Origin of the sequence: Pseudarthrobacter chlorophenolicus (assembly GCF_000962805.1) — a bacterium.
In the GTDB taxonomy this organism is placed as follows: domain Bacteria; phylum Actinomycetota; class Actinomycetes; order Actinomycetales; family Micrococcaceae; genus Arthrobacter; species Arthrobacter chlorophenolicus_A.
The window spans coordinates 77,012-96,282 of record NZ_JZTW01000017.1 but is presented as its reverse complement, the minus strand read 5'-3'; the positions used below and the strand labels follow the sequence as shown (position 1 = coordinate 96,282).

Sequence of the window (19,271 nt, the reverse complement as noted above, 5' to 3'; positions counted from 1 at the left end):
TGGTGAGGGGGCCAGCCGGGGCGGGGCAGCCCGGACTATCCTTCCGGCGCCTCCGCCAGACCCTCCGGGCCGCCGGCGCGGCCGGTGCCGTCGCCTGACCTTTCAGTGGGCTGGTCCTGTTCGGCTGGGCCGGAATCCCGGGTGCCGGACCCGGGCTTTGCTGCGTCCGCATCCCGGTGGACGGGTGCTGCGTCTCCTGTGTCAGCGTGGCCGGGTTGCCCGCTGAAATCGTCCGAGTAAGGTGCCCTCGGCCGGGGGAGGTCGTCGATCAGTTCATTGGCGGCCAACGCCAACAGGTCGCGCTGGATGGCCGGAAGCGAGAGGAGCCCCTGGAGGTACGCTTCCACCTCGTATTCGCCGGCATCGCCGGACAGGCTGAAGTACTTCAGCCACAGTTCGGGCAGGGGGATGTCGGCCGCCTTCATCGCTGCGCGCAGGCGCCGCCGCTGTTCCGGTTCGTTCGGATCGAAGCCCATGCGGAGTTCCTAGGCCCTGGGCGCCGGCGGCCCGGACAAGACAGCTTCGCTCACCTGCTGAAGGGTGGCGCCACGGTCCCTGGCTGCCTTGATAAGTTGCCGCAGGGCGGCTTCATGGGGGACGGCCTGCCGCTCCATCAGGACTCCGCAGGCGCGGTTAACTACGTCCCGGCTGTACAGCGACTGGCGCAGCCCCTCAGTCAGTTTCTGCGGAGCTTCGCTGGCCTGGATGTGCGCAATGAGCGTGGCCGCTGGTGCTGCGAAAAGTTCCAGGAGGCGTCCGCTGGAGCCGTCGTACGTGTGGGGTCCGGAAGAGTACAGCTTCAGTGAGCCGATGGCTTCCCTGCCGGCAATCAGGGGAGCGGTGACCACCGAACGGACGGGCAGCTGCTGTACTGCCCGCCGCCACTCCGGCCAGCGGTGCTCGCCGTGGACATCGCTCACCAGCACAGGCCTCTCTGTTGCCCAAGCGGTGAGGCACGGACCTTCCCCGAGCTGGTACTGCACGGCGTCGGCCTGCTGGACAATGCTGTCGGTGTAGCCGCTGCTGGTGCGCGTGCCGCGGGAATCCAGCAGGGAAACGCCCGCGCCGATGGTTCCCGGCACTGAGTCTTTAGCGGCCCGGGCCAGGGAGTGGACTGCTGCCACCACTTTTTCCTCTGTCAGCAGCAGGCCGCGGATACGGCCAATGAGCATGCTGAGCTCGTCAAGGGGAAGCTGCTGGGCCATAGCCCCCAGCATATGCCAATCGATTTGGCCGGTCAGGAAGTCCGCCGATTGCACGCGCCAGTAGGATGGGCACATGTCGAAATCGGCTGACAACAACGTTGTCCACGAACTCCAAGAGATCCTCACTGGCGCCGAGAGCGTGGTGGAGTTTCTCTCCGGGCTGTCCGGAATTGCCGCAGCCGCTGTGTCCGAAGCCGCGAACGACCGGATCGAATGTGCCGTCACCCTGAAGGTCCAGCGGCGGCCCGCAACCGCGGCCGGCAGCAGCGACCGGGCCGTGGAACTGGACCGGGTTGAGCAGGCCCTCGGTGACGGCCCCTGTATCGAGGCGATCCGGGAGATGGCCCCGGTGCTGGTTGAAGACGTCGCCGCAGACCAGCGCTGGCCCGCCTACAACAAGGCGCTGCTCAATGCCGGCGTGCACAGCACGCTGGGCGTTCCGCTGAAGATCACCGAAGGCGCAAGCGCCGCACTGAACTTCTTCGCTGACAAGCCGGGCGCGTTTACGGAAGACGTCTACGCGAAGGCCGTGGGATTCGCGGCCTCGGCGCATAACACGTTCAATCTCTCCGTGCGGCTCAACAAGGCCCAGAACCGTGCGGACGATCTTGAGGCGGCGCTGGAAAGCAGGACTGCCATCAACCTCGCCTGCGGCGTCATCATGGCGCAGAACCGCTGCTCCCAGGCCGAGGCCATGGAAATCCTCACCAGGGTCTCCAGCAACCGGAACCGCAAACTCCGTGATGTGGCAGCGGAGCTGATCCAACAGCTCTCCGGAGACCGCATCCAAACCCACTTCGAGTAGGCGCCCACCCTCGCGGTGATTGCCGACGGCGGCAGGCGGCCTGCGCCGTCGTCGTCAGTTTCCTGCCCGTTCCGCTGTCCGGGCGGTGACCACCGCGGCTCCTCCGCCAAGGCCTGGACCGCGGCCGGCGCGTCCCCGGATGTCCCAGCAGGTGCCCGCGCCGATCACCGTGTAATCCCCGGCGTCCACTGCGGCGAGAATGATGGCCGTGCCTTCATCAATGGCCACAGCGTGGTCCACCAGTCCGGCTGCTACGGCTCCGGTGGCCCTGCTCAACGTCCCGGCCTGCGCTGCGTGGACGTCCACCGCGAACGGGGCAATCCCCAGTCCGGGGCGGAATTCCAGGTCAACCAGGCCCTCGGAGCACTCTTCGCCGCAGACCTCGATCCCGTTGATGCGGTAGCCACCGATCAGCGCCCGCCCCGGCGCCACCATCGCACCCGCGGAAAAGCCGAGGTAGGGAACGCCGCCCGCCACCGTGTCCCGGATCGCGTGGCCCGCCTCTGCAATGCCCTTCCAGTAGGCAGGCGTCAGCCCGCCGCCCACCACTACGCCGTCTGCTCCGGCGAAAGCCGCGTGATCCACGGGATCGCCCTTACCGAGCAATACCGGCACTACGTCACAGGCAATGCGCTCCTGCAGCGGACCGGCATATTCCGGCAGCCGGGTGATCGGGGCGCCGCCGCTGTCATGGACCACTACCGCGATCCGTGGCCGTCGTCCCGGTCCTGCCCCCAGCTGTGCCTCGGCGGCAAATCTGTCAAACACTTCGGGGAACGATTCTGGGTCCGGCCCGGCGCCCACCAGGAAAATGCTCATGCCCTTCAAGATACAGAACCATTGACGCCCCGTTACCGGCGGGTTATTGTACAACCAAATGGTTGTAGATAAGCTCCGCGAGACCGAACTGGACCGCCTCTTCCAGGCGTTCGCCGATTCCACCCGCCGCGACATCGTCCGCCGCGTAACCGTCGGCGAGTTCTCGGTTTCCGGCCTCGCAGCGCTCTACGCCATGAGCTTCGCCGCAGTCCAAAAGCATGTTGCGGTGTTGGAGCGTGCCTCCCTGGTGACCAAGGAGAAGCGCGGAAGGGAGCAGATTGTGCGGGGTGACCACGACGGCCTGCAGAAAGCCCGACGGCTGCTCGACGAATACGAACACATCTGGCGGCAGCGCGCCGCGCGGATGGCCGACATTCTCGCTGAAGGTTAGGAAGGCATTGCCATGACAGTCATCAGTACGGACAAGAACTTCGAGGCCCTGAGCCTTACCCTGGTTGCCGAGTTCGATGCCGGCGCGGAACGCGTGTGGCAGCTATTCGAGGACCCCCGGCAACTGGAGCGCTGGTGGGGGCCGCCGACGTACCCGGCAACGTTCTACCAGCACGACTTTGTGCCCGGCGGCAAGGCGAGCTACTACATGACCAGCCCCCAGGGCGAAAAGTTCCACGGCTGGTGGGAGTTCACCAGCATCCAGGCGCCGCGGCAGCTGGAGTTCAACGACGGGTTCGCGGACAGCGACGGCAAACCCACCGGTGAGCACGGAACCAGCCACGCCACTGTGACACTGGAACCGCTCGGGGACCGCACCCGGATGACCATGCTCTCCGCCTTCGAGTCCGAAGAGCAGCTGGAACAGATGATGCAGATGGGCATGGAGGAAGGCCTCAAGGAGGCCGTCGGCCAGATGGACAGCATCCTCGCCGAGCACGCCAACGCCTGACGCGGCGGGCTTACTGCGGCGCAAATAAAGGAAGCGGACGACGCCGGGGCCTCCCGGCGTCGTCCGCTTCCGCGTCCGCTTCCGCGTGCGCTGGTTTGCTGCCGGGCGGCTTACGCCGCCGGCGCCTCCCGCCAGGCTGTCCAGCCGACCAGCAGGACCGCGTCCAGCGCGGCAAGGTCGCCGTGTGATTCTTCCCGGCGCTGTTGCGCCTCGACGGGCAGCCCCACCCGGGCCGCGGGGGACAGCGGCAGGATCTCCAGGGTGACGTCGGTACCGGGCCCGATTCCGGCGTCGGCCACATTGATGACCCAGGGGGAGCCGTCCCAGAACCTGTCGGCCACTGCCGCGCCGTCCACCAGCAGCCGGGCCACGTCTCCGGCCCAATGGATTTCCAGCTCGGTGTGCGCTCCGGCCAGCGACTGGCCGGGAAGGGGCAGCCGGTAAGCCTGGGCCAACTCAGTGATCACCGCAGGGTCAGGCGCTGCGGCCCGGTTGGCCGAGGAGCCGTAGGTTCCAGGGACAGGGCCCGCTGCCTTGACCGGTTCCGCGGCAACGTCAACGCTTCCGGCGGCCGGGGCAGCCGGGCCGGTGGCATGCGCGGCGACTGCCTCGAAAGAGCGCGCTCCGGGCCGGTAGCGCAGCACGTCAGGGGTGGCACGGGACAGGCCCGCCAGGTTGCCGTTGCCATCCAGCCACACCGGATCCTTGGAGAGGATCAGTTCAGGCGAGGCGTTGTCGTCCAAGACCCAGGCGGCCTCCGCCGCCTCGGCCGGGAGGACCAGGATGTCCAGCTGGGCATCCCCAAGGCGTGCGGTGGCAACCACCGGTTCGTGGCCGTGGATCCGGTAGGACCCCGCTGCATCCGAGCCGCCGGCGCCATGGACCTCCGTACCTTCGGCGAAAGAGAGTTCCACGGGTATTCCAGGTTCCGCTGCGAGGACAAGGGTGGGCAGCGAATCCGGATCCTCCGCGGACGGCTCCAGGAAGGTCAACGGGGAGGCCGTGGCCCAGGCGATGGTCACGCCGGCCACCTCGAGGTTTACGGGCCAGTGCGCCACGGTGCCCGCGGGGATGTCCACCGGCTGCCCCGGAAAGGTGACCGGACCGCCGTCGAGCTCTATCTCGAAGTGGGCGTCTTCGTAGGTGGGCAGCGGGATGTGCGGCTGGTGCCACGTGATGAACACGAAGCCGGCGGTGCCGTCGCTTCGCAGTGCCCAGCGGAGCGTGGTGGTGTCCTCGATGCCGTTAGGCATGGCCGTAGGGAGGGAAGATGGCATCTGCGCCAGGCGGTCGCCGAAGGCTGCCAGGAAGGCGTGCTGCTTGCGCAGGGCGGCAAAGCTGCCGGCCAGCCGGCCGGAAGCGCCGATCGGGGCATGGAAGTCGTAGTCGAACCGGGGAAGGTCGTTCGGGTAGCCGGTTTCCTGGGATTCCTGCAGCCCGTCGGCAGGGTTCACCCCGCCGGCGAACATGTAGTAGCCCTGCCAGGCCGAGCCGTTGCCGATCTTGTTGTGGGCCACCGCGGCCACATCCAGCCCCTGCGGCCAGGGGCGGCGCTGGTAAGCCGTGGCCATGCCACCGGTCAGCTCGCAGGTGGCGAGTGGAAAAAGGGCCGACGGTGTGCGGGGCGAAGGTGCGTTGTTTCCGCCGCCCGGGTTGCCTGCATCCTCGGCGCCGTTACCCACGAACTCGCGGATGTCCGCGCCGATGCCCGGATCGTCCCACACGTGGCTGAAGAAGTAGTGCTCGCGGAACGTGGGATCCCAGGGGGCGTCCGCATCCACCCAGAACCCGTCGCCGTAGCCGCCGAACAGGGGCAGGACCTCCCCGGCCGGCAGGTCCGCGCCACCCCAGGCCGTGGCCGTCCAGATGGGCGCGGACAGGCCGGCGTTCCTGGCCAGTTTCTTGAGCTCCACGAAGTGGTCCGGCTGGTCGTATAGCTCGTTTTCCAGCTGGATGCCAATCACGTTGGTGTCCGGCCCCGTCAGTTGGCGGAGTTCCTCTCCGAGGTGCCCGAACCAGCCCTTCACCAGTTCCAGGTAGGCGGGATCGTTGGTCCGGTGCTCTACCGGTGCCTCCTGCACCCAGTCCGGGAAGCCGCCGTTGCGGACCTCGCCGTGGCACCAGGGACCGATGCGCAGCACCACGTCCAGGCCGATCTCCGCGCAAAGGCGGACGAACGCACCTACGTCCAGGCCGCCGTCGAACCTCACCTTGCCCTCGGTTTGCTCATGGTGGATCCAGAAAGCGTAGGTGGCCACCACTGTGATGCCGCCGGCCTTCATCAGCCGCAGCCGCTCCTCCCACCGTGCCCGCGGCACCCTGCTGTAGTGCAGCTCACCGGACACCGGGAGGACCGGCTGACCGTCGGCCTCCAGGTATCGGTTGGTGACGCGGTAGCGGTGGTGGCGGTCGATGGTGTTGCTCATGGCGGGCCGGGTCAGGGGAGTTTCCCACGGCGTGTGGGCGGCGCGCAGGACGGACGGGGAACCGTTGGAGGGTGATGGCATGGGAGGAAGTATTGCACACTCGGGAAACGTTTTCTTGGCTTGGTCCCTCCGGGCCGTTGAACCCGGCGCGATGCTTCGAAATACTGGGAGGACGGCATCAACCAAGGCGAGGCGGTGAGACTGATGGGCGGCGGGGCGTCGGAGTACCGGAAGCGGCTGGAGCGCGCGGCCGAGGTCCGTTCGTACCGCGGGGCCGGCATCAGCTCGGAGGAGGAAGCCGCCCTGGATGCGCTCGACGCCAAGGAACGGGAGAAGCGGCGCAAGGTCAGCGACTCAGCGCCGGCCGAGTATCTGGTCCGGGACGCGATGGCGCAGGGAAAGTTCGACAACCTCAAGTACGCCGGCAAGCCGATTCCCGGGCTGGGCGAATCCTACGACCCCGACTGGTGGGTCAAAGGCCTCCTGCAGCGCGAGAACATCAGTGGTCTTGGACCGCCTGCCATCCTGCTCCGGGCGGAGGACGCCGGGCTGGACGCACAACTGGATGCGCAGTACACCGAACAGCAGGTCCGGGACCTCCTGGCTGATTTCAACCGCCGCGTCATTGATGCGCGCCGCCAGCTCCAGGGCGGGCCGCCGGTGGTCACCAAGACCCGGGACGTGGAGGAACAGGTGGAGCGGTGGCGGGCCAGGCGTGCCGCGCGGACGCCTGAGGTGGTGGAGGAGCCCATTCCGGAGCGCTCCTGGTGGCAGCGGCTCTGGAAGGGTCCGGGCTAGGCTGCCGGGTTCGCCAGTTCGTACAGCTCGCACAGGGCGTTGTAGTACCTGCTGGTCTGGCCTTGGTGGAGCAGGCCAAGCCTGGTGTACACACGTTGCGACGCCGCGTTGGCGGGGTTGGTCACGGCCACCACTTTGGGCACGCCGCTATTGAAGGCATAGGCGAGTACCGCCGCCGCGGCCTCGGTGGCGTACCCCTTTCCCCAGTGGTCCGGGTGGAAGTGCCAGCCGATTTCCGTGTCTCCGGACGGCTGCAGGGGGAGTTCAGCGCCCGACGCCGGAATGGACTTGAGGAGCAGCGTCCCGGCGAGTGCGGGCAGGCTGCGTCCCGGGATTCTTGGCTGCGCAGGGTCTGTCAGTTGCGGCGGGTTTGTTGGTTGGGCTGGGTTTGTGGGGTGGGCTGGGTTCGCCTGCTGGGCTGGGTCTTTCAGCTGGACGGCCCAGACGGCGTGGACCGGATCTTCCATGGCCCGCCACACACCAATGCGTTCCTCCGCTTGAGTGCGGTCCGCCATCACTCGGGGCGGGTTTCCGATAAAGCGCTGCACCTCCCAGCGGGAGTAAAGATCCAGCACAAAGTCTTCATCCTCGGGCTCCCATGGCCGAAGGATCAGCCGCTCCGTTTCAAGCTTCTCCACGCCGTTCATTGTGCCCTTGATCGTCCGGGGACCGCTGCTTTTCCACATAGGGCTTTTGGGGCGGCGGGAATGTCAGTGGGTGCTGGAAGACTTTGGTCATGGAGACGGTTGGCGGAGCGGCAGTGGAGCTGGGGCAGGCAGTTGCCGTTGCGCGGCCTGCTGTCAGGGACACCTCCGCGCCCGCCTCAATTGCGCCTATTCCGGCTGCTCCTGACGCCCGTCCGGCGGCCGCGCACGCCCTGGTTGTCCATGTTCCTTCTCTTGCTGACGCACCGCCCGTCACCGCACTTGTCTCGGCTGCCCATTGTCGTCCTCCCGCCGGCGCCGGATCCGCCGCTCCCCAGCCGGCTGCCGCTGGATCGGCCATCCTGCAAGCTACGGCCGTTCATGTTCTTTCGCCTGCGGGAGTCCGGCCGGCCGCAGGCGACCCCTTGGGCGCTGGAGTTCCTTCTCCCTCCGGTGTTGCGGGTGTTCTTGATGTGTTGAGGATTCTGGCGGTGGTGCCGGTTGCGGGTGATGGTTCGGGGATGATTGGTCAGCTTCGGCTGTTGGAGGATGTGAAGGCTGTGGCGGCGGCGAGGCAGGCCGAGATCGCTGTTGCTTTTGACCTGGTCCAGCGGCGGGAGCAGGCCGCTGCCGGTGTCCCCGCCGAGCATCTTGGAGCAGGGGTCGGGGCGCAGGTGGCGTTGGCGCGCCGGGAGTCCCCGGCCCGCGGCGGGCGGCTATTGGGATTGGCCAAGACCCTGACCGGGATGCCCCGCACCTTTGCTGCGTTCCGGTCCGGGCGGTTGAGCGAGTGGCGGACCACCCTGGTGGTGAAGGAAACCATCTGCCTGTCGGTCGAGGACCGGGCCGGGGTCGATGAGGAACTCGCCGCCGATGCCGGCGCTTTCGACGGTGCCGGGGACCGGAGCATCATCTCCGCGGTGAAGGCCGCCGCGTACCGGCGTGACCCCGCCGCTGTGGCCAGGCGGGCCGCTAAAGCCGTAGGCGAGCGGACGGTGAGCCTGCGCCCGGCCCCGGACACCATGGCCCGGCTGACCGCGCTGCTGCCGGTCGCCGAGGGTGTGGCGGCCTACGCCGCGCTCACGGCAGAAGCGGACTCCCTCCTGTCCTCCGGGGATGGCCGGTCCCGGGGCCAGATCATGGCCGATACCCTCGTCGAACGGGCCACCGGAACCCCTTGCGGGGTCAGCGGGGTGGAGGTCCAGCTCGTCATGACCGACCGCACCCTCCTCCAGGGCGACAGCGAGCCCGCCCGTCTGACCGGGTACGGCATCATCCCCGCCACCTGGGCCCGCGAACTGGTCACCGGACATCAACCGGGCACGGACACCACCACCGGCGGCAGGCGTGCAGGCGGTTCCACGGGTGTGGCTGCTCCCGGTACCGGCGGTGCACCCGGGAACCCTGCCAGCACCAGCATCAACAAAGAACCCGGGGCCGGAGCCGATTCCGGGATGGCTGTCTGGGTGAGACGGCTTTACACCGCCCCCGGGACCGGGGAGCTCATCGGATTGGATTCCAAGGCCAGGCTCTTCCCGGCCGGGCTCAAACGCTTCCTCCAGATCCGCGACGACACCTGCCGCACCCCGTACTGCGACGCACCCATCCGCCACCACGACCACATCACCCCCTGGCACCACGGAGGAGACACCACCGCCAACAACGGCCAGGGCCTCTGCGAAGCCTGCAACCACACCAAGGAAGCACCCGGCTGGTCAGCTGCAACAGCACCAAATCCCGGAGCACGCCACACCGTCCAACTCCGAACCCCAACCGGCCACACCTACCACTCCACCGCACCACCACTTCCAGGAAACCGTAATCCGGAATGCTTGACGTACGTCCCGCAGCCCGGAGCACTCCCTGGCGCGGGCGCCGATCAGGAGCGCCGCCGTCGTCCCAACCTTGCCTCGCGGCAGAAACTGGAAAGGCGGCCAAGGACCCGCGTGCCGCATGCTTCAGGACCCAAGGCAGCCGCCGTCGGCATCCCCGAAGCCAAACGAAACCGCGTGGAGGTGCTCGGCCGGGCTGGACCAATGCCTGCGGGGTAGGGCAGGTTCAATCGGTCAGCCCTGGGCTGCTACCGCTTAGGCGCGGGGGTGGGTGTCGGACTCGGGCCGATCATCGACTGGGGAGGCCCGGGGAACGGCGCGGCGGGGTAGAGGGGAGCCGCCTTGAGCATGTAGTTTGCCCATTGCGGGCCGGCGATCATGTACCCGTCGAGGCGGGGATAAAACGTTCCGTTGATGGTGACGTTTTGGCCTGCCCGCTTCTGGCCTTCGAGTGCGTCCCCGAAGAAGGACGCCGTGGCCAGCCCGCTGGTGTATCCCACAATCCAGGTGGCGCCGTTGTTGTTGGAGGTGCCGGTCTTGGCGGCAGTGGGCCACTTATCGTGAACCTTGGGCTGAATCCAGAAGCCGGAACCCCTCACCAGCACGTCCTGTAGGACGCTGTTGACGCCGCGCGCCACCTCCGGCTTCACCGCGTCCCTGCACTCGGTTGTCTGGGCGGGAAGCTTTCCACCCATAGCGTCCTTGATGTCCAGCAGGGCGATGGGGTTGCAGTACCGGCCGTCGTTGGCGAAGGTGGCGAAGGCGTTGGCCAGGTGGAGCGGTGCAACGCCGGTAGCTCCCAGCAGGTTGCCCAGCTGGTGCATGTTGATGGGTGTCCCGTCGAGGCCGCTGTGCAGGCCCACTGCGTCAACCATCTTTTGGATGCCGCAGAAATCCAGCTGCGCGGCGGACGCGAACGTAGCCGTATTGATCGAGTTGTAGAGGCCGTAGTTGATGGGCATCTTCCGGTAGAAGCCCTCTTCCGAGTTCTGCAGGTCATCGGCCGCACCCAGCTCGGGGTTGTTCTGCGCGGTACTGTAGGCGCCCAGTACCTTGCCGCAGCTGGAGCGCCAAGGGAACCCGAGCGGATAGACGCGCCGTGAAGCATCAATCTCCGTAGTCAGGGACTTGCCTTCGTTGAGCCATTCCGCGAACGTGAATGGCTTCATGGTGGATCCGGTTTGGAAGCCACCTGCCCCGTTCAGATCATTCCCCTGCGGATCCCGGGCATCAACATTGAAATTCAGCTGTGTGTCGAATTTGCCCGGTTCGGGCAGGAACGCGGTGTTCTGCGCCATCGCCAGGATCTTGCCCGTTCCCGGTTGTACCGTGACCAGCGCTGCACCCCACTTGTCCGGATTGGCGCCGGCTGTGCTGTCCACCTGGGCCTGAGCCGCCGCCTGCAGCCTGCTGTCCAAGGTGGTGACAATCGTCAGCCCGCCCCGGTACAGCTTGCGCTCGCGCTCCACTTCGTTGGGCCCGAAGGCGGGGTTGTTGAGGATGAGGTGGGAGATGTAGTCGCAGAAGTAGGGGGCCATGGCGGCATTGGCGCAGCCTTGCCGTTCCGGGGTGACCTTGAGTTCCACCGGCGTGGCTTTTGCTTCGTCATGCTGCGCCTGGGTGATCTTCTTGAGGCGAAGCATTTCGTCAAGGACCTGATTGCGGCGCGCCAGCGAGTTCTCGGGGTTGATGGCCGGATTGTAGAAGGTGGGGCTGTTGACCAGCCCGGCCAGGAGGGCGGCCTGCGGCAGGGTGAGGTCCTTTGCGGTGGTGCCGAAGAAGTAGCGTGCTGCCGCCTCGACGCCGTAGGCATCGCTGTTGAAGAAGACGATGTTCAGGTACCCCTCAAGGATCTGGTCCTTGCTGTACTTCTTTTCCAGGGCGATGGCCAGCCTCATCTCCCGCAATTTGTCGCCCATGTCTTTCTGGCCACTCAGGACTACCTCGTCCGGCCGGTCCTGGGACAGCCGGGCCTCATTGACCACGTTGGTGACGTACTGCTGCGTGATGGTGGACGCGCCCTGCTGGTCCCCTTTTGTCACGTTGGCGATCACTGCCCGGAGGATGCCCTGGGGGTCAATTCCCGCGTGCTCGTAGAACCTGCTGTCCTCAATGGAGATGATGGCGTCCTTGATGTATGGCGACATCTGGTCCAGCGGAATCCGCACGCGGTTCTCGGCGTAGAAAGTCGCGATCGGCTGGCCGTCGGAGGTGAGAACCCTGGTGGATTGCGACGGCGGTTGGACCGTCAGCTCTTTAGGCAGGCCCTCGAAGAAGCCGATCGAGTTGCTGACTCCGAGCCCCGCCGCCGCAACTGCCGGGACAACCAGGCTGGCCACCAGCACGCCACACATTGCACTGGCTGCGAGGAACCCCACGAATCGTCCCAGGGCGGCGCCAAAACCGCTTCTGCGCTTCTTCTTCGCCATCTATCAGCCCTCAAGCTTGGAGGTGCGTCCAGCCTACGCCGCTGGTATGGGCTGATCCAGAACTTCGAAGGTCAGGATACGGTCACGAAAAATGCTTGACCGGCGATACTTAACGACATATCGTTAAGTATCGCCGAAGAGATTGGCGTAAAGATAAAAATTGAAAGGTGGATGCCATCATGAGAGGCATTTCTGACGAAAAATTCCCCGGCCCGGAGTTCGCGAAGGGCCGGTTTGAACGAGGCAGGGGACGCCGGGGACCGCATGGCCACCGCGGCGGCGGCGGTTTCGGCCCAGGTTTTGGTCCCGGGTTCGGCCCTGGTTTTGGTCCTGGCTTTGGCCCGGGTTTCGGTCCGGGATTCGGGCGCGGGGGGCGGCGGGCCAGCCGAGGCGACGTCCGCGCCGCCATTCTCTCGCTCCTGGCGGAGTCACCGTCAAATGGTTACGGGCTGATCAAGACCATCGCTGAAAAGACCGAGGGAGCCTGGCGGCCAAGCCCGGGCTCCATCTACCCAACACTCCAGCAACTGGTGGACGAAGGCCTGATCGAGGCCATGAGTGAAGGCCGCGGCACCGAGTTCTCGCTCACCGAGGCCGGCCGGGAGTACGTGGCCGGGCATGCGGAGGAGATGGACAGTGCCTGGAACGCGGTACCGGAAGGATCGGACCGCGAGTTCCACCACAGCATCGGCAAACTGATGGGCGTGATCCACCAGTTCCGCAGCGGTGTTACGGAGGAGCAGCGGACCGCCGCCATCGAGAAGCTGGACGAAACCCGGCGTGCGCTCTACAAGATCCTGGCGGACTAGTGCCGGGGCTGCCGGAGCAGGGGCGGCCGTCAGGCGAAAGTATCTTCCTTTGCCTGACGGTCCGAGCCCTGGGTTTCCGAACCCTGGCGGTCTGAATCCTGGTCGGCCTGGCGGTCTGCGGAGTGCACGCCGGCCGGAGTGTGGCCGAAGACTGCCCGCAGCGGGTTGAAGCCGGCGCCTACCTCGTTGAACGCATAGGCGCTCTCGGCATGCTCGGACAGGTCCACGCCGGCCGTCTCGGCTTCGTGGCTGACCCGGAATCCGATGGTCTTGTTGATGGCGCGGCCGATCACCAGGGTGCCCAGCCCTGAGACCAGCAGCGTGATGACCACGGCCGCCGTCTGGGCAATGAGCTGCTGCACTCCACCGCCGTAGAAAAGACCTCCGGCCTGGCCAGCTGCCGGCAGGGCAATAAACCCGAGCGCCAGGGTGCCGATGAGTCCGGCGCCGAGGTGGACGCCCACCACGTCCAGGGAGTCATCGAGCCCGAAGCGGTACTTGAGGTCAACGAAGATGGCGCACGCTGCACCTGCCATCAGTCCCAGGCCGATTGCGGCCACCGGGCTGATGTTGGCGCAGGAAGGCGTGATCGCCACGAGGCCCGCCACCACGCCGGAGGCGGCCCCCAATGATGTGGGGTGGCCGTGGCGGATCTTCTCGGTCACCAGCCAGCTGAGCATGGCTGCGGCGGGTGTAACCAGGGTGTTAATCCAGATCAGGCCGGCCTGTTCGGCGCTGGTCGCTGCGCCGCCGTTGAATCCGAACCAGCCGAACCACAGCAGGGCCGCGCCCAGCATGATGAAGGGGAGGTTGTGGGGGCGGTGGTTGGGGTCCTTCGCGAAGCCGTGGCGCTGGCCCACGATGACGGCGAGCACCAGTGCGGCTGTACCGGAGCTGATTTCCACCACGGCGCCACCCGCGAAATCGATGACCTGGCCGAAAATGGCCGTCACTGCACCGCCGGCGCTCATCAGTCCGCCGCCCCAGATCATGTAGGCGAGGGGGCAATAGATCAGGGTGATCCAGACCGGCACGAACACTGCCCAGGCGCTGAACTTGGCGCGGTCTGCAATAGCGCCGCTGATCAGGGCCACGGTGATGATGGCAAAGGTTGCGCTGTATCCGGCCTTTATCAGGTCCGGCGAGCCCATCAGGTTCTGCAGCCCGAAATTGGTGAACGGGTTGCCGAAGATGCCCAGGAAGCCGTCGCCGGTGGTCATGGAGTAGCCCCACAGGACCCAGACAACGCCGACGATGCCCGCAGAGATGAAGCTCATCATGATCATGTTCAGCGCGGCCTTGGCACGGGTCATGCCGCCGTAGAAGAGGCCGAGCCCGGGGGTCATCAGCAGTACCATCGCTGCCGAGATAAGCAGCCAGACGTGTTGGGCAGAGATCTCCACCGGTGGTCCCTTCGCATGAGATTCAACGGGGCTTTGTGCCACCCCGGCTTTCCCCCGGGGTCTATTTTTCGGTGCCCGTGTTTCATCCGATGCCGCGGAAAGTTGCCATTGCGTTACACAAAACGCGCCTGCGTGAAGTTCGCATGTCGGCAATGTTTCAGTCATGTAAACGCACTCCCACCGGTACGGCCCCGTCAGTCGAAGGCCGGCCTGCGCGGGCACGCCATCACGGGTGCGCAAGGGAATATGAAGGTGAGCTCCCGCCGTCGTGCCTTAATCGGTCAAAGTTTCCTGCCCGTGAACGGCGGCTCACCGCCGTCGGAGGCGTCTGCGTGCCGTAGCGTGGCACCATGCCGCCGCGGACGAACCTGGGAACGGGCATGACTGCGTTTACCGTTGCGCCTGCCTACGGCGTCGAGCTGAGCTGCTATGACTCGGGTGGAGCCGGGCCTGCCGTGGTGCTGCTGCACGGCCTGGCGGGGAGCGCCCGCGAATTTTTTCCGACGGCGGATGCGTTCCCGGAATACCGGGTCATCCTCGTGGATCTCCGCGGCCATGGGGGCAGCACGAGGGTGCCTCCCGGCGCAGCGCGGTCGGACTATGTTTCGGATGTTGTCACTGTCATTGAGCACGTTGGTGGACCGGTGGTTTTGGTTGGCCAATCGATGGGCGCCCATACGGCCATGCTCGTCGCTGCGGAGCGCCCGGACCTGGTGGGCGGCCTGGTTCTCCTGGAGTGCAGTGCGGCCGGCGGAGACGTGGAGGGCCATTTGGCCATTGGGGACTACTTCAGGTCCTGGCCGACGCCGTTCAGCAGCCGGGAGGCGGCGCGCAGCTTCCTCGGGGATGGCCCGCTGGCCCAGGCATGGGCCGAAGACCTCGAGGAACGGGCGGACGGCTTCCGGCCGAGGTTTGATTCGGACGTCATGGCGGAAGCCGCGGCCGGTCTTTCCGCGCCCCGCTGGAAGGAATGGCATGCAGTCCGGGCGCCGGCGTTGGTGGTCTACGGCGGACGGGGGATGTTCACCCCGACGCCAAGGACGCGTTCGTTCAGCTGGGTCACCGGGTTTCGCGGGTTAACCTGCCCGAGGCGTCGCATGACGCCCACCTGGACGCTTTCGACGACTGGGTGGACGCCCTCCGCGGTTTCCTGGACCGCGAAGGGCGTGGACAGCGCCGGGGCCGCCCCTAGAACTGGCGGGCGTTGGCCAGTACGGGCAGCTTGGTGCGGACGTCGTCAATGACGGCGGGATCGACATCCACGACGGCGAGTTCCGGCTTTCCGCCCAGCGCTACCAAGGCGCTGCCCAGTGGGGAGATGACGGCGCTGTGGCCGATCCCGGTGGGGGCGCTCCCGGCAGGCCCGGCGCCGATGGTTTGGGGGTCGCCCTGGCCGCAGGCCACCACGAAGGTGGTGCTGTCCAGGGCCCTGGCGCGCACCAGGAGGTCCCATTGCTCTGCCTTGCCCTCGCCGGCACCCCAGGAAGCGCAGACGATGTTGACCTGTGCCCCGGCGCGGGCGTTGGCTGTGAAAAGTGCCGGGAAGCGGACGTCGTAGCAGGTGGCGAGGCCAAAGACCGTCCCGTTGAGCTCGAACGTCACCGGGCTCTGGCCGGCGTCGACCGTCTTGGATTCGGTGAAACCGAAGGCATCAAACAGGTGCACCTTGTCGTAGGAGGTATCCAGGCCTGGCCCGGTGACCAGAAGGGTGTTGCGGACGCGGCCGTCCTTCCCCGGCGTGAACATCCCGGCTACGATCGCAATGTCCAGTTCGTTGGCGATGCTGCGGACCTTGTCCGCCCACGGGCCGTCCAGCGGCTCTGCGATATCGGTCAACGAATGGCCGAAGGCACGCATGGCGGCTTCGGGGAAAACCACCAACTCCGCGCCGGCCGCCTTGGCCTGCGTTGCGTAGTCCCGGATGAGCTCCAGGTTGGCTGCCGTATCGGCGCTGCTGATGATTTGGGCGACTGCGAGGCGCATGGATGAACTCCGATCTGTTGTATACATAATGTATGGGAAAAAACTCCGGCACGGCTGCCTCTGGACGCGAAAAGGCATATCTGCATTTGCGTGAGAACGTCCTGGTGGATCCGGAGCTTCAGGGCCACTTCCTCAACGAAGCTGAGCTTGCGGCCGAAATTGGAGTATCCCGGACCCCAGTCCGTGAAGCCCTGCTGCTCCTGGTGTCGGACGGACTTGTGGAACTCATTCCGCAGCGCGGCGCCTATGTTCCGGCGGTGACCGGCCGCGAAATTTCCGAACTTATGGAACTCCGCGGCGTGCTCGAAAATTACGCTGCCCGGCTTGCCATTGCCGAACGCCGGGTGCCGGCGGCGCTGATGCAGGAAACGCTCGACCTGCAGTCCGAGATTCCTGATACGGGAAGGCCCGAGGACGCGCGTGAATTCATTCGCCTCGATACCCTTTTTCACCAGCAGCTCATCGACGCTGCCGGGAACGAACTGATCTCCAAAACCTACAGCAAGCTGCATGTCCGGCAGGTGCTGGTCGGTGTTTCGGCCCTGTTCCGTACCGGTGACCGTCACAGGGCGGTGTGCGCCGAACACCAGGTCATCATTGACGCCCTGGTGTCCGGCGACACGGCCAGGGCGCAGAAGGCCATCGATGAGCACCTCGCGGTTACCCGGGACATTCTCCTGCGCACCTGACACTTCGGAAGGACCTAGCGTGCTCCGCCGATGCCTGCTCCGCTGCCCTCACGGGGCAAGGCCTCCATCAGCAGCCGGTAATCCTGGTCTTCGACCGTGTTGTTGTCGCGCCCAAGGGCAAGCCCCACGAGGGTGACGGCAGCAGCCACCCCAACGTAGATGGCCACCGGCACCCAGCTGTTGAACTGGGCCAGGAGCACTGTGAACAGCAGCGGTGCTATGGCCCCGCCAATAACGCCGGCGAAAGTGTAGGCGAGGGAACTGCCCGTCGATCGAAGCCGCGGAGAGAACTGTTCAACAATGAAGGCTGCCTGCGGTCCGTACATGAAGGAGTGGGCGGCGAGGCCCAGGACGATGCCAATGATCAGCATGGGCTGGTTGTCGCCACCCAAAATGCCGAAGAAGACGAACGTCCACACGGCGCCGACAACTGCGCCAACCCCGTAAACAGCACGGCGATTGAAGCGGTCGGAAACAGCGCCTGCAAGCGGGATGAGGAAGAGCTGGAATGCGGAGCCGATCAGCACAGCGGTGAGCACCTGGTTACGTTCATAACCGAGGGCCTGGATGCCGTAGGTAAGGGTAAAAACCGTAAAGAGCGCATAGAGCACGTCTGGGCCGACGCGGCAAAGTATGGCGGCGATCAGCGGGCGCAGTTCCTGGCTAAAGACTTCCCGGATGGGGGCCTGCGGCTGTTCACCGTGTGCCTCGATGGCTTTGAAGATGGGCGTGTCTTCGAGCTTCAGCCTGATCCAGAGGCCAAAGCCGACCAGCAGCGCGGACACCAGGAAGGCCACCCGCCAGCCGAAGCTCAGGAACTGCTCTTCGGTCAGGGCAAGGGTGAGGACCGCAAGGGCGCCGTTGGCCAGCAGGTTGCCGGCCGGTGGACCCACTTGGGCGGCGGAAGCCCAGAAACCGCGGCGGTTCGGATCGCCGTATTCGCTGGAAAGCAGGACTGCGCCGCCCCATTCGCCACCCACGCCCACGCCCTGTGCAAAGCGCAGCAGCACCAGGATGATGGGTGCCGCAATGCCAATGCTGCCGTAGCCCGGAAGGATGCCGATCAGCACGGTGGCCACGCCGATGATCATCAGGGTAGCGACCAGGACCTTCTTGCGCCCGATCCGGTCACCCAGCCGGCCGAAGACGATGCCTCCCACCGGGCGTGAAACGTAGCCCACTGCGTAAGTGGAGAACGCCAGGATGGTGCCGGTCAAGGGATCAGACGAGGGGAAGAAGACGATGGGAAAAACGACGGCGGCCGCGGCAGAGTACACGGCGAAGTCGTACCACTCAAGGGCGGTTCCGGTCAGGCTCGCGGCGAAGGCCTTGTACAGGCCTTTGGGGTGGATGGGCTTCTGCGGATGCGACGCTGCGTCCGGAGCCTGTTGGGGATTGCTCATGGTGTCCTCCATGGGTTTCAACGGTGACGCCTGTCACGCTGTGATGTAATGTATACATTACGCATACTGGATGTACATCCGCGACTGTTTCCGGTTTCCGGTTTGTTAATTTTTCTTTTGCCCCCGAATAGGACGGACCCACCATGACGGTTCTCAGCTTTGAACTTCCCGACGGCGCCACCACGGATGTGCAGGTCAATCACCTGCTCAACGCCGGGTACGCCGGGCGCGAGCAGGACGAAGTGCAGGCACACATTGCAGAGTTGGCCGAGCTTGGGGTGCCGGGTCCCACCACGACGCCGGCGCTCTACCCGGTTTCCCCGTACCTCGCGCAGCAGGTTTCGGAAGTTCGGGTGCAGCACGCCAGGACCTCAGGCGAAGCTGAGTGGGCCTTGGTCATCACCGACGAAGGCGTCCTCCTGACGGTGGCGTGCGACCACACCGACCGTGAACTGGAGGTTCACGGCGTCGCCTGGAGCAAGAATGCAAGCCCCGATGTCCTGGGGCGTAAAGCCTGGTGGCTCGATGATGTCCGCGACCATCTGGACCGGATCTCGCTGAAGGGCTGGGTGGGTAAGGGGGAGGACGCTGACACGCTCATCCAGGACAGCTCGCTGGAGGCACTCCTGACGCCGGACTACTGGCTGGGCGTCCTCACGGAGCGCGGCCTGAACGCGCCGGGCACGGTCCTGATCTCCGGCACCGTTGCCATGACCAGCGGCGTGGACCAGTTTGCCCGCAGCTGGAAGGTGGAGATGGCTGACCCCGTCACTGGCCTGAGCGTCGAGGCCGGCTACGTGGTGGAGCAGATGCCCGAACCCATCGGCTAGGGCCGGACAGGTGGGCGGCTACTGCTTGTAGCCCTCAACCTCGCTGACGGGGCGCGTCTCGGCGTCGTCGGGATTCTCGCCGGAATCTTTTTTCGCCCGGCGCTGCCGCAGCAGGTCCCAGCACTGGTCCAGGCTGATCTCCACCTGCCGGAGCCTCGCGTGGTCCGGCGCCTGGCCGTCCCCGGGCCCCTCCCGAAGTGAATGCTCCTCATCCACGAGCGCCTGGATGCGTGTCAGGATGTCTTCGTCGTTCATGGTTTCCCCTTCGTCCCGGGCCGGTCTCCCCAGCGTACGT

Annotated in this window: 19 protein-coding genes; 9 read left to right on the top strand and 10 right to left on the bottom strand. The window is 66.0% G+C overall.

The window, feature by feature from the left end; all coding sequences use genetic code 11:
- Positions 1 to 35: 35 nt before the first annotated feature.
- The gene (locus tag UC32_RS21190; RefSeq protein WP_412178030.1) at positions 36 to 476 is read right to left on the bottom strand and encodes a hypothetical protein; all 441 of its coding nucleotides are present in this window, start codon (positions 474 to 476) and stop codon (positions 36 to 38) included.
- Between the two features lie 9 nt (positions 477 to 485).
- Positions 486 to 1,205 carry a GAF and ANTAR domain-containing protein gene (locus UC32_RS16255; protein ID WP_045732234.1) on the bottom strand — a complete coding sequence of 240 codons (720 nt, stop codon included), beginning with the start codon at positions 1,203 to 1,205 and terminating at the stop codon, positions 486 to 488.
- Between the two features lie 73 nt (positions 1,206 to 1,278).
- Here UC32_RS16255 and UC32_RS16250 point away from each other — a divergent pair, with 73 nt between their 5' ends.
- On the top strand, positions 1,279 to 2,010 hold the full coding sequence (locus tag UC32_RS16250) for a GAF and ANTAR domain-containing protein (protein WP_045732233.1): 732 nt from the start codon (positions 1,279 to 1,281) through the stop codon (positions 2,008 to 2,010).
- 54 nt (positions 2,011 to 2,064) lie between these two features.
- Here UC32_RS16250 and UC32_RS16245 read toward each other — a convergent pair whose 3' ends face one another.
- Positions 2,065 to 2,829 (bottom strand): Type 1 glutamine amidotransferase-like domain-containing protein, encoded by a 765-nt coding sequence (locus tag UC32_RS16245; RefSeq protein WP_045732232.1) that lies wholly within the window; start codon positions 2,827 to 2,829, stop codon positions 2,065 to 2,067.
- Between the two features lie 58 nt (positions 2,830 to 2,887).
- Between UC32_RS16245 and UC32_RS16240 the strand changes: the two genes are divergently transcribed.
- Positions 2,888 to 3,220, top strand: coding sequence for an ArsR/SmtB family transcription factor (locus tag UC32_RS16240; RefSeq protein WP_045732231.1), 333 nt, complete (start codon positions 2,888 to 2,890; stop codon positions 3,218 to 3,220).
- A 12-nt stretch (positions 3,221 to 3,232) separates the two neighbouring features.
- On the top strand, positions 3,233 to 3,730 hold the full coding sequence (locus UC32_RS16235; RefSeq protein ID WP_045732230.1) for an SRPBCC family protein: 498 nt from the start codon (positions 3,233 to 3,235) through the stop codon (positions 3,728 to 3,730).
- Positions 3,731 to 3,840: 110 nt separating this feature from the next.
- Here UC32_RS16235 and UC32_RS16230 read toward each other — a convergent pair whose 3' ends face one another.
- The gene (locus UC32_RS16230) at positions 3,841 to 6,237 is read right to left on the bottom strand and encodes a beta-galactosidase (RefSeq protein WP_045732229.1); all 2,397 of its coding nucleotides are present in this window, start codon (positions 6,235 to 6,237) and stop codon (positions 3,841 to 3,843) included.
- 123 nt (positions 6,238 to 6,360) lie between these two features.
- Between UC32_RS16230 and UC32_RS16225 the strand changes: the two genes are divergently transcribed.
- On the top strand, positions 6,361 to 6,954 hold the full coding sequence (locus UC32_RS16225) for a DnaJ family domain-containing protein (RefSeq protein ID WP_045732228.1): 594 nt from the start codon (positions 6,361 to 6,363) through the stop codon (positions 6,952 to 6,954).
- On the opposite strand, the gene UC32_RS16220 is transcribed toward UC32_RS16225, so the two are convergent.
- Positions 6,951 to 7,601: a GNAT family N-acetyltransferase gene (locus tag UC32_RS16220; protein WP_045732227.1), complete on the bottom strand. Its 651-nt coding sequence runs from the start codon at positions 7,599 to 7,601 to the stop codon at positions 6,951 to 6,953. The genes UC32_RS16225 and UC32_RS16220 overlap by 4 nt on opposite strands.
- A 518-nt stretch (positions 7,602 to 8,119) precedes the next feature.
- Here UC32_RS16220 and UC32_RS16215 point away from each other — a divergent pair.
- Positions 8,120 to 9,649: an HNH endonuclease gene (locus UC32_RS16215; RefSeq protein WP_152642643.1), complete on the top strand. Its 1,530-nt coding sequence runs from the start codon at positions 8,120 to 8,122 to the stop codon at positions 9,647 to 9,649.
- Positions 9,650 to 9,678: 29 nt separating this feature from the next.
- Here UC32_RS16215 and UC32_RS16210 read toward each other — a convergent pair whose 3' ends face one another.
- Positions 9,679 to 11,859, bottom strand: coding sequence for a transglycosylase domain-containing protein (locus UC32_RS16210; protein WP_045732226.1), 2,181 nt, complete (start codon positions 11,857 to 11,859; stop codon positions 9,679 to 9,681).
- Positions 11,860 to 12,038: 179 nt separating this feature from the next.
- On the opposite strand from UC32_RS16210, the gene UC32_RS16205 reads away from it, so the two are divergent.
- On the top strand, positions 12,039 to 12,668 hold the full coding sequence (locus tag UC32_RS16205; protein WP_045732240.1) for a PadR family transcriptional regulator: 630 nt from the start codon (positions 12,039 to 12,041) through the stop codon (positions 12,666 to 12,668).
- A gap of 29 nt (positions 12,669 to 12,697) precedes the next feature.
- Here UC32_RS16205 and UC32_RS16200 read toward each other — a convergent pair whose 3' ends face one another.
- Positions 12,698 to 14,071 carry an ammonium transporter gene (locus UC32_RS16200; protein WP_045732225.1) on the bottom strand — a complete coding sequence of 458 codons (1,374 nt, stop codon included), beginning with the start codon at positions 14,069 to 14,071 and terminating at the stop codon, positions 12,698 to 12,700.
- 380 nt (positions 14,072 to 14,451) lie between these two features.
- Between UC32_RS16200 and UC32_RS20415 the strand changes: the two genes are divergently transcribed.
- Complete coding sequence (locus UC32_RS20415; RefSeq protein WP_161797268.1) at positions 14,452 to 15,315, top strand: alpha/beta fold hydrolase; 864 nt, start codon at positions 14,452 to 14,454, stop codon at positions 15,313 to 15,315.
- On the opposite strand, the gene UC32_RS16185 is transcribed toward UC32_RS20415, so the two are convergent.
- On the bottom strand, positions 15,260 to 16,054 hold the full coding sequence (locus UC32_RS16185) for a carbon-nitrogen hydrolase family protein (RefSeq protein WP_045732222.1): 795 nt from the start codon (positions 16,052 to 16,054) through the stop codon (positions 15,260 to 15,262). The two genes, UC32_RS20415 and UC32_RS16185, sit on opposite strands and share 56 nt — an antisense overlap.
- A 32-nt stretch (positions 16,055 to 16,086) precedes the next feature.
- Between UC32_RS16185 and UC32_RS16180 the strand changes: the two genes are divergently transcribed.
- Positions 16,087 to 16,743 carry a GntR family transcriptional regulator gene (locus UC32_RS16180; protein WP_045732221.1) on the top strand — a complete coding sequence of 219 codons (657 nt, stop codon included), beginning with the start codon at positions 16,087 to 16,089 and terminating at the stop codon, positions 16,741 to 16,743.
- A gap of 14 nt (positions 16,744 to 16,757) precedes the next feature.
- Here UC32_RS16180 and UC32_RS16175 read toward each other — a convergent pair whose 3' ends face one another.
- Positions 16,758 to 18,146, bottom strand: coding sequence for an MFS transporter (locus UC32_RS16175; RefSeq protein ID WP_152642641.1), 1,389 nt, complete (start codon positions 18,144 to 18,146; stop codon positions 16,758 to 16,760).
- Positions 18,147 to 18,289: 143 nt separating this feature from the next.
- Here UC32_RS16175 and UC32_RS16170 point away from each other — a divergent pair, with 143 nt between their 5' ends.
- A complete protein-coding gene (locus UC32_RS16170; RefSeq protein ID WP_045732219.1) occupies positions 18,290 to 18,976 on the top strand; it encodes a DUF2848 domain-containing protein in 687 nt (228 codons plus the stop codon).
- Between the two features lie 18 nt (positions 18,977 to 18,994).
- On the opposite strand, the gene UC32_RS16165 is transcribed toward UC32_RS16170, so the two are convergent.
- Positions 18,995 to 19,231 (bottom strand): DUF2630 family protein, encoded by a 237-nt coding sequence (locus tag UC32_RS16165; protein WP_045732239.1) that lies wholly within the window; start codon positions 19,229 to 19,231, stop codon positions 18,995 to 18,997.
- Positions 19,232 to 19,271 lie beyond the last annotated feature (40 nt).

Coding starts and splice junctions, on each gene's coding strand:
- UC32_RS16255 (WP_045732234.1), bottom strand. CDS start 1,205: ATGGCCCAGCAGCTTCCCCTTGACGAGCTCAGCATGCTCATTGGCCGT.
- UC32_RS16230 (WP_045732229.1), bottom strand. CDS start 6,237: ATGCCATCACCCTCCAACGGTTCCCCGTCCGTCCTGCGCGCCGCCCAC.
- UC32_RS16185 (WP_045732222.1), bottom strand. CDS start 16,054: ATGCGCCTCGCAGTCGCCCAAATCATCAGCAGCGCCGATACGGCAGCC.
- UC32_RS16225 (WP_045732228.1), top strand. CDS start 6,361: ATGGGCGGCGGGGCGTCGGAGTACCGGAAGCGGCTGGAGCGCGCGGCC.
- UC32_RS16165 (WP_045732239.1), bottom strand. CDS start 19,231: ATGAACGACGAAGACATCCTGACACGCATCCAGGCGCTCGTGGATGAG.
- UC32_RS16175 (WP_152642641.1), bottom strand. CDS start 18,146: ATGAGCAATCCCCAACAGGCTCCGGACGCAGCGTCGCATCCGCAGAAG.
- UC32_RS21190 (WP_412178030.1), bottom strand. CDS start 476: ATGGGCTTCGATCCGAACGAACCGGAACAGCGGCGGCGCCTGCGCGCA.
- UC32_RS16245 (WP_045732232.1), bottom strand. CDS start 2,829: ATGAGCATTTTCCTGGTGGGCGCCGGGCCGGACCCAGAATCGTTCCCC.
- UC32_RS20415 (WP_161797268.1), top strand. CDS start 14,452: ATGACTGCGTTTACCGTTGCGCCTGCCTACGGCGTCGAGCTGAGCTGC.
- UC32_RS16205 (WP_045732240.1), top strand. CDS start 12,039: ATGAGAGGCATTTCTGACGAAAAATTCCCCGGCCCGGAGTTCGCGAAG.
- UC32_RS16240 (WP_045732231.1), top strand. CDS start 2,888: ATGGTTGTAGATAAGCTCCGCGAGACCGAACTGGACCGCCTCTTCCAG.
- UC32_RS16180 (WP_045732221.1), top strand. CDS start 16,087: ATGGGAAAAAACTCCGGCACGGCTGCCTCTGGACGCGAAAAGGCATAT.
- UC32_RS16215 (WP_152642643.1), top strand. CDS start 8,120: ATGATTGGTCAGCTTCGGCTGTTGGAGGATGTGAAGGCTGTGGCGGCG.
- UC32_RS16170 (WP_045732219.1), top strand. CDS start 18,290: ATGACGGTTCTCAGCTTTGAACTTCCCGACGGCGCCACCACGGATGTG.
- UC32_RS16220 (WP_045732227.1), bottom strand. CDS start 7,601: ATGAACGGCGTGGAGAAGCTTGAAACGGAGCGGCTGATCCTTCGGCCA.
- UC32_RS16210 (WP_045732226.1), bottom strand. CDS start 11,859: ATGGCGAAGAAGAAGCGCAGAAGCGGTTTTGGCGCCGCCCTGGGACGA.
- UC32_RS16235 (WP_045732230.1), top strand. CDS start 3,233: ATGACAGTCATCAGTACGGACAAGAACTTCGAGGCCCTGAGCCTTACC.
- UC32_RS16250 (WP_045732233.1), top strand. CDS start 1,279: ATGTCGAAATCGGCTGACAACAACGTTGTCCACGAACTCCAAGAGATC.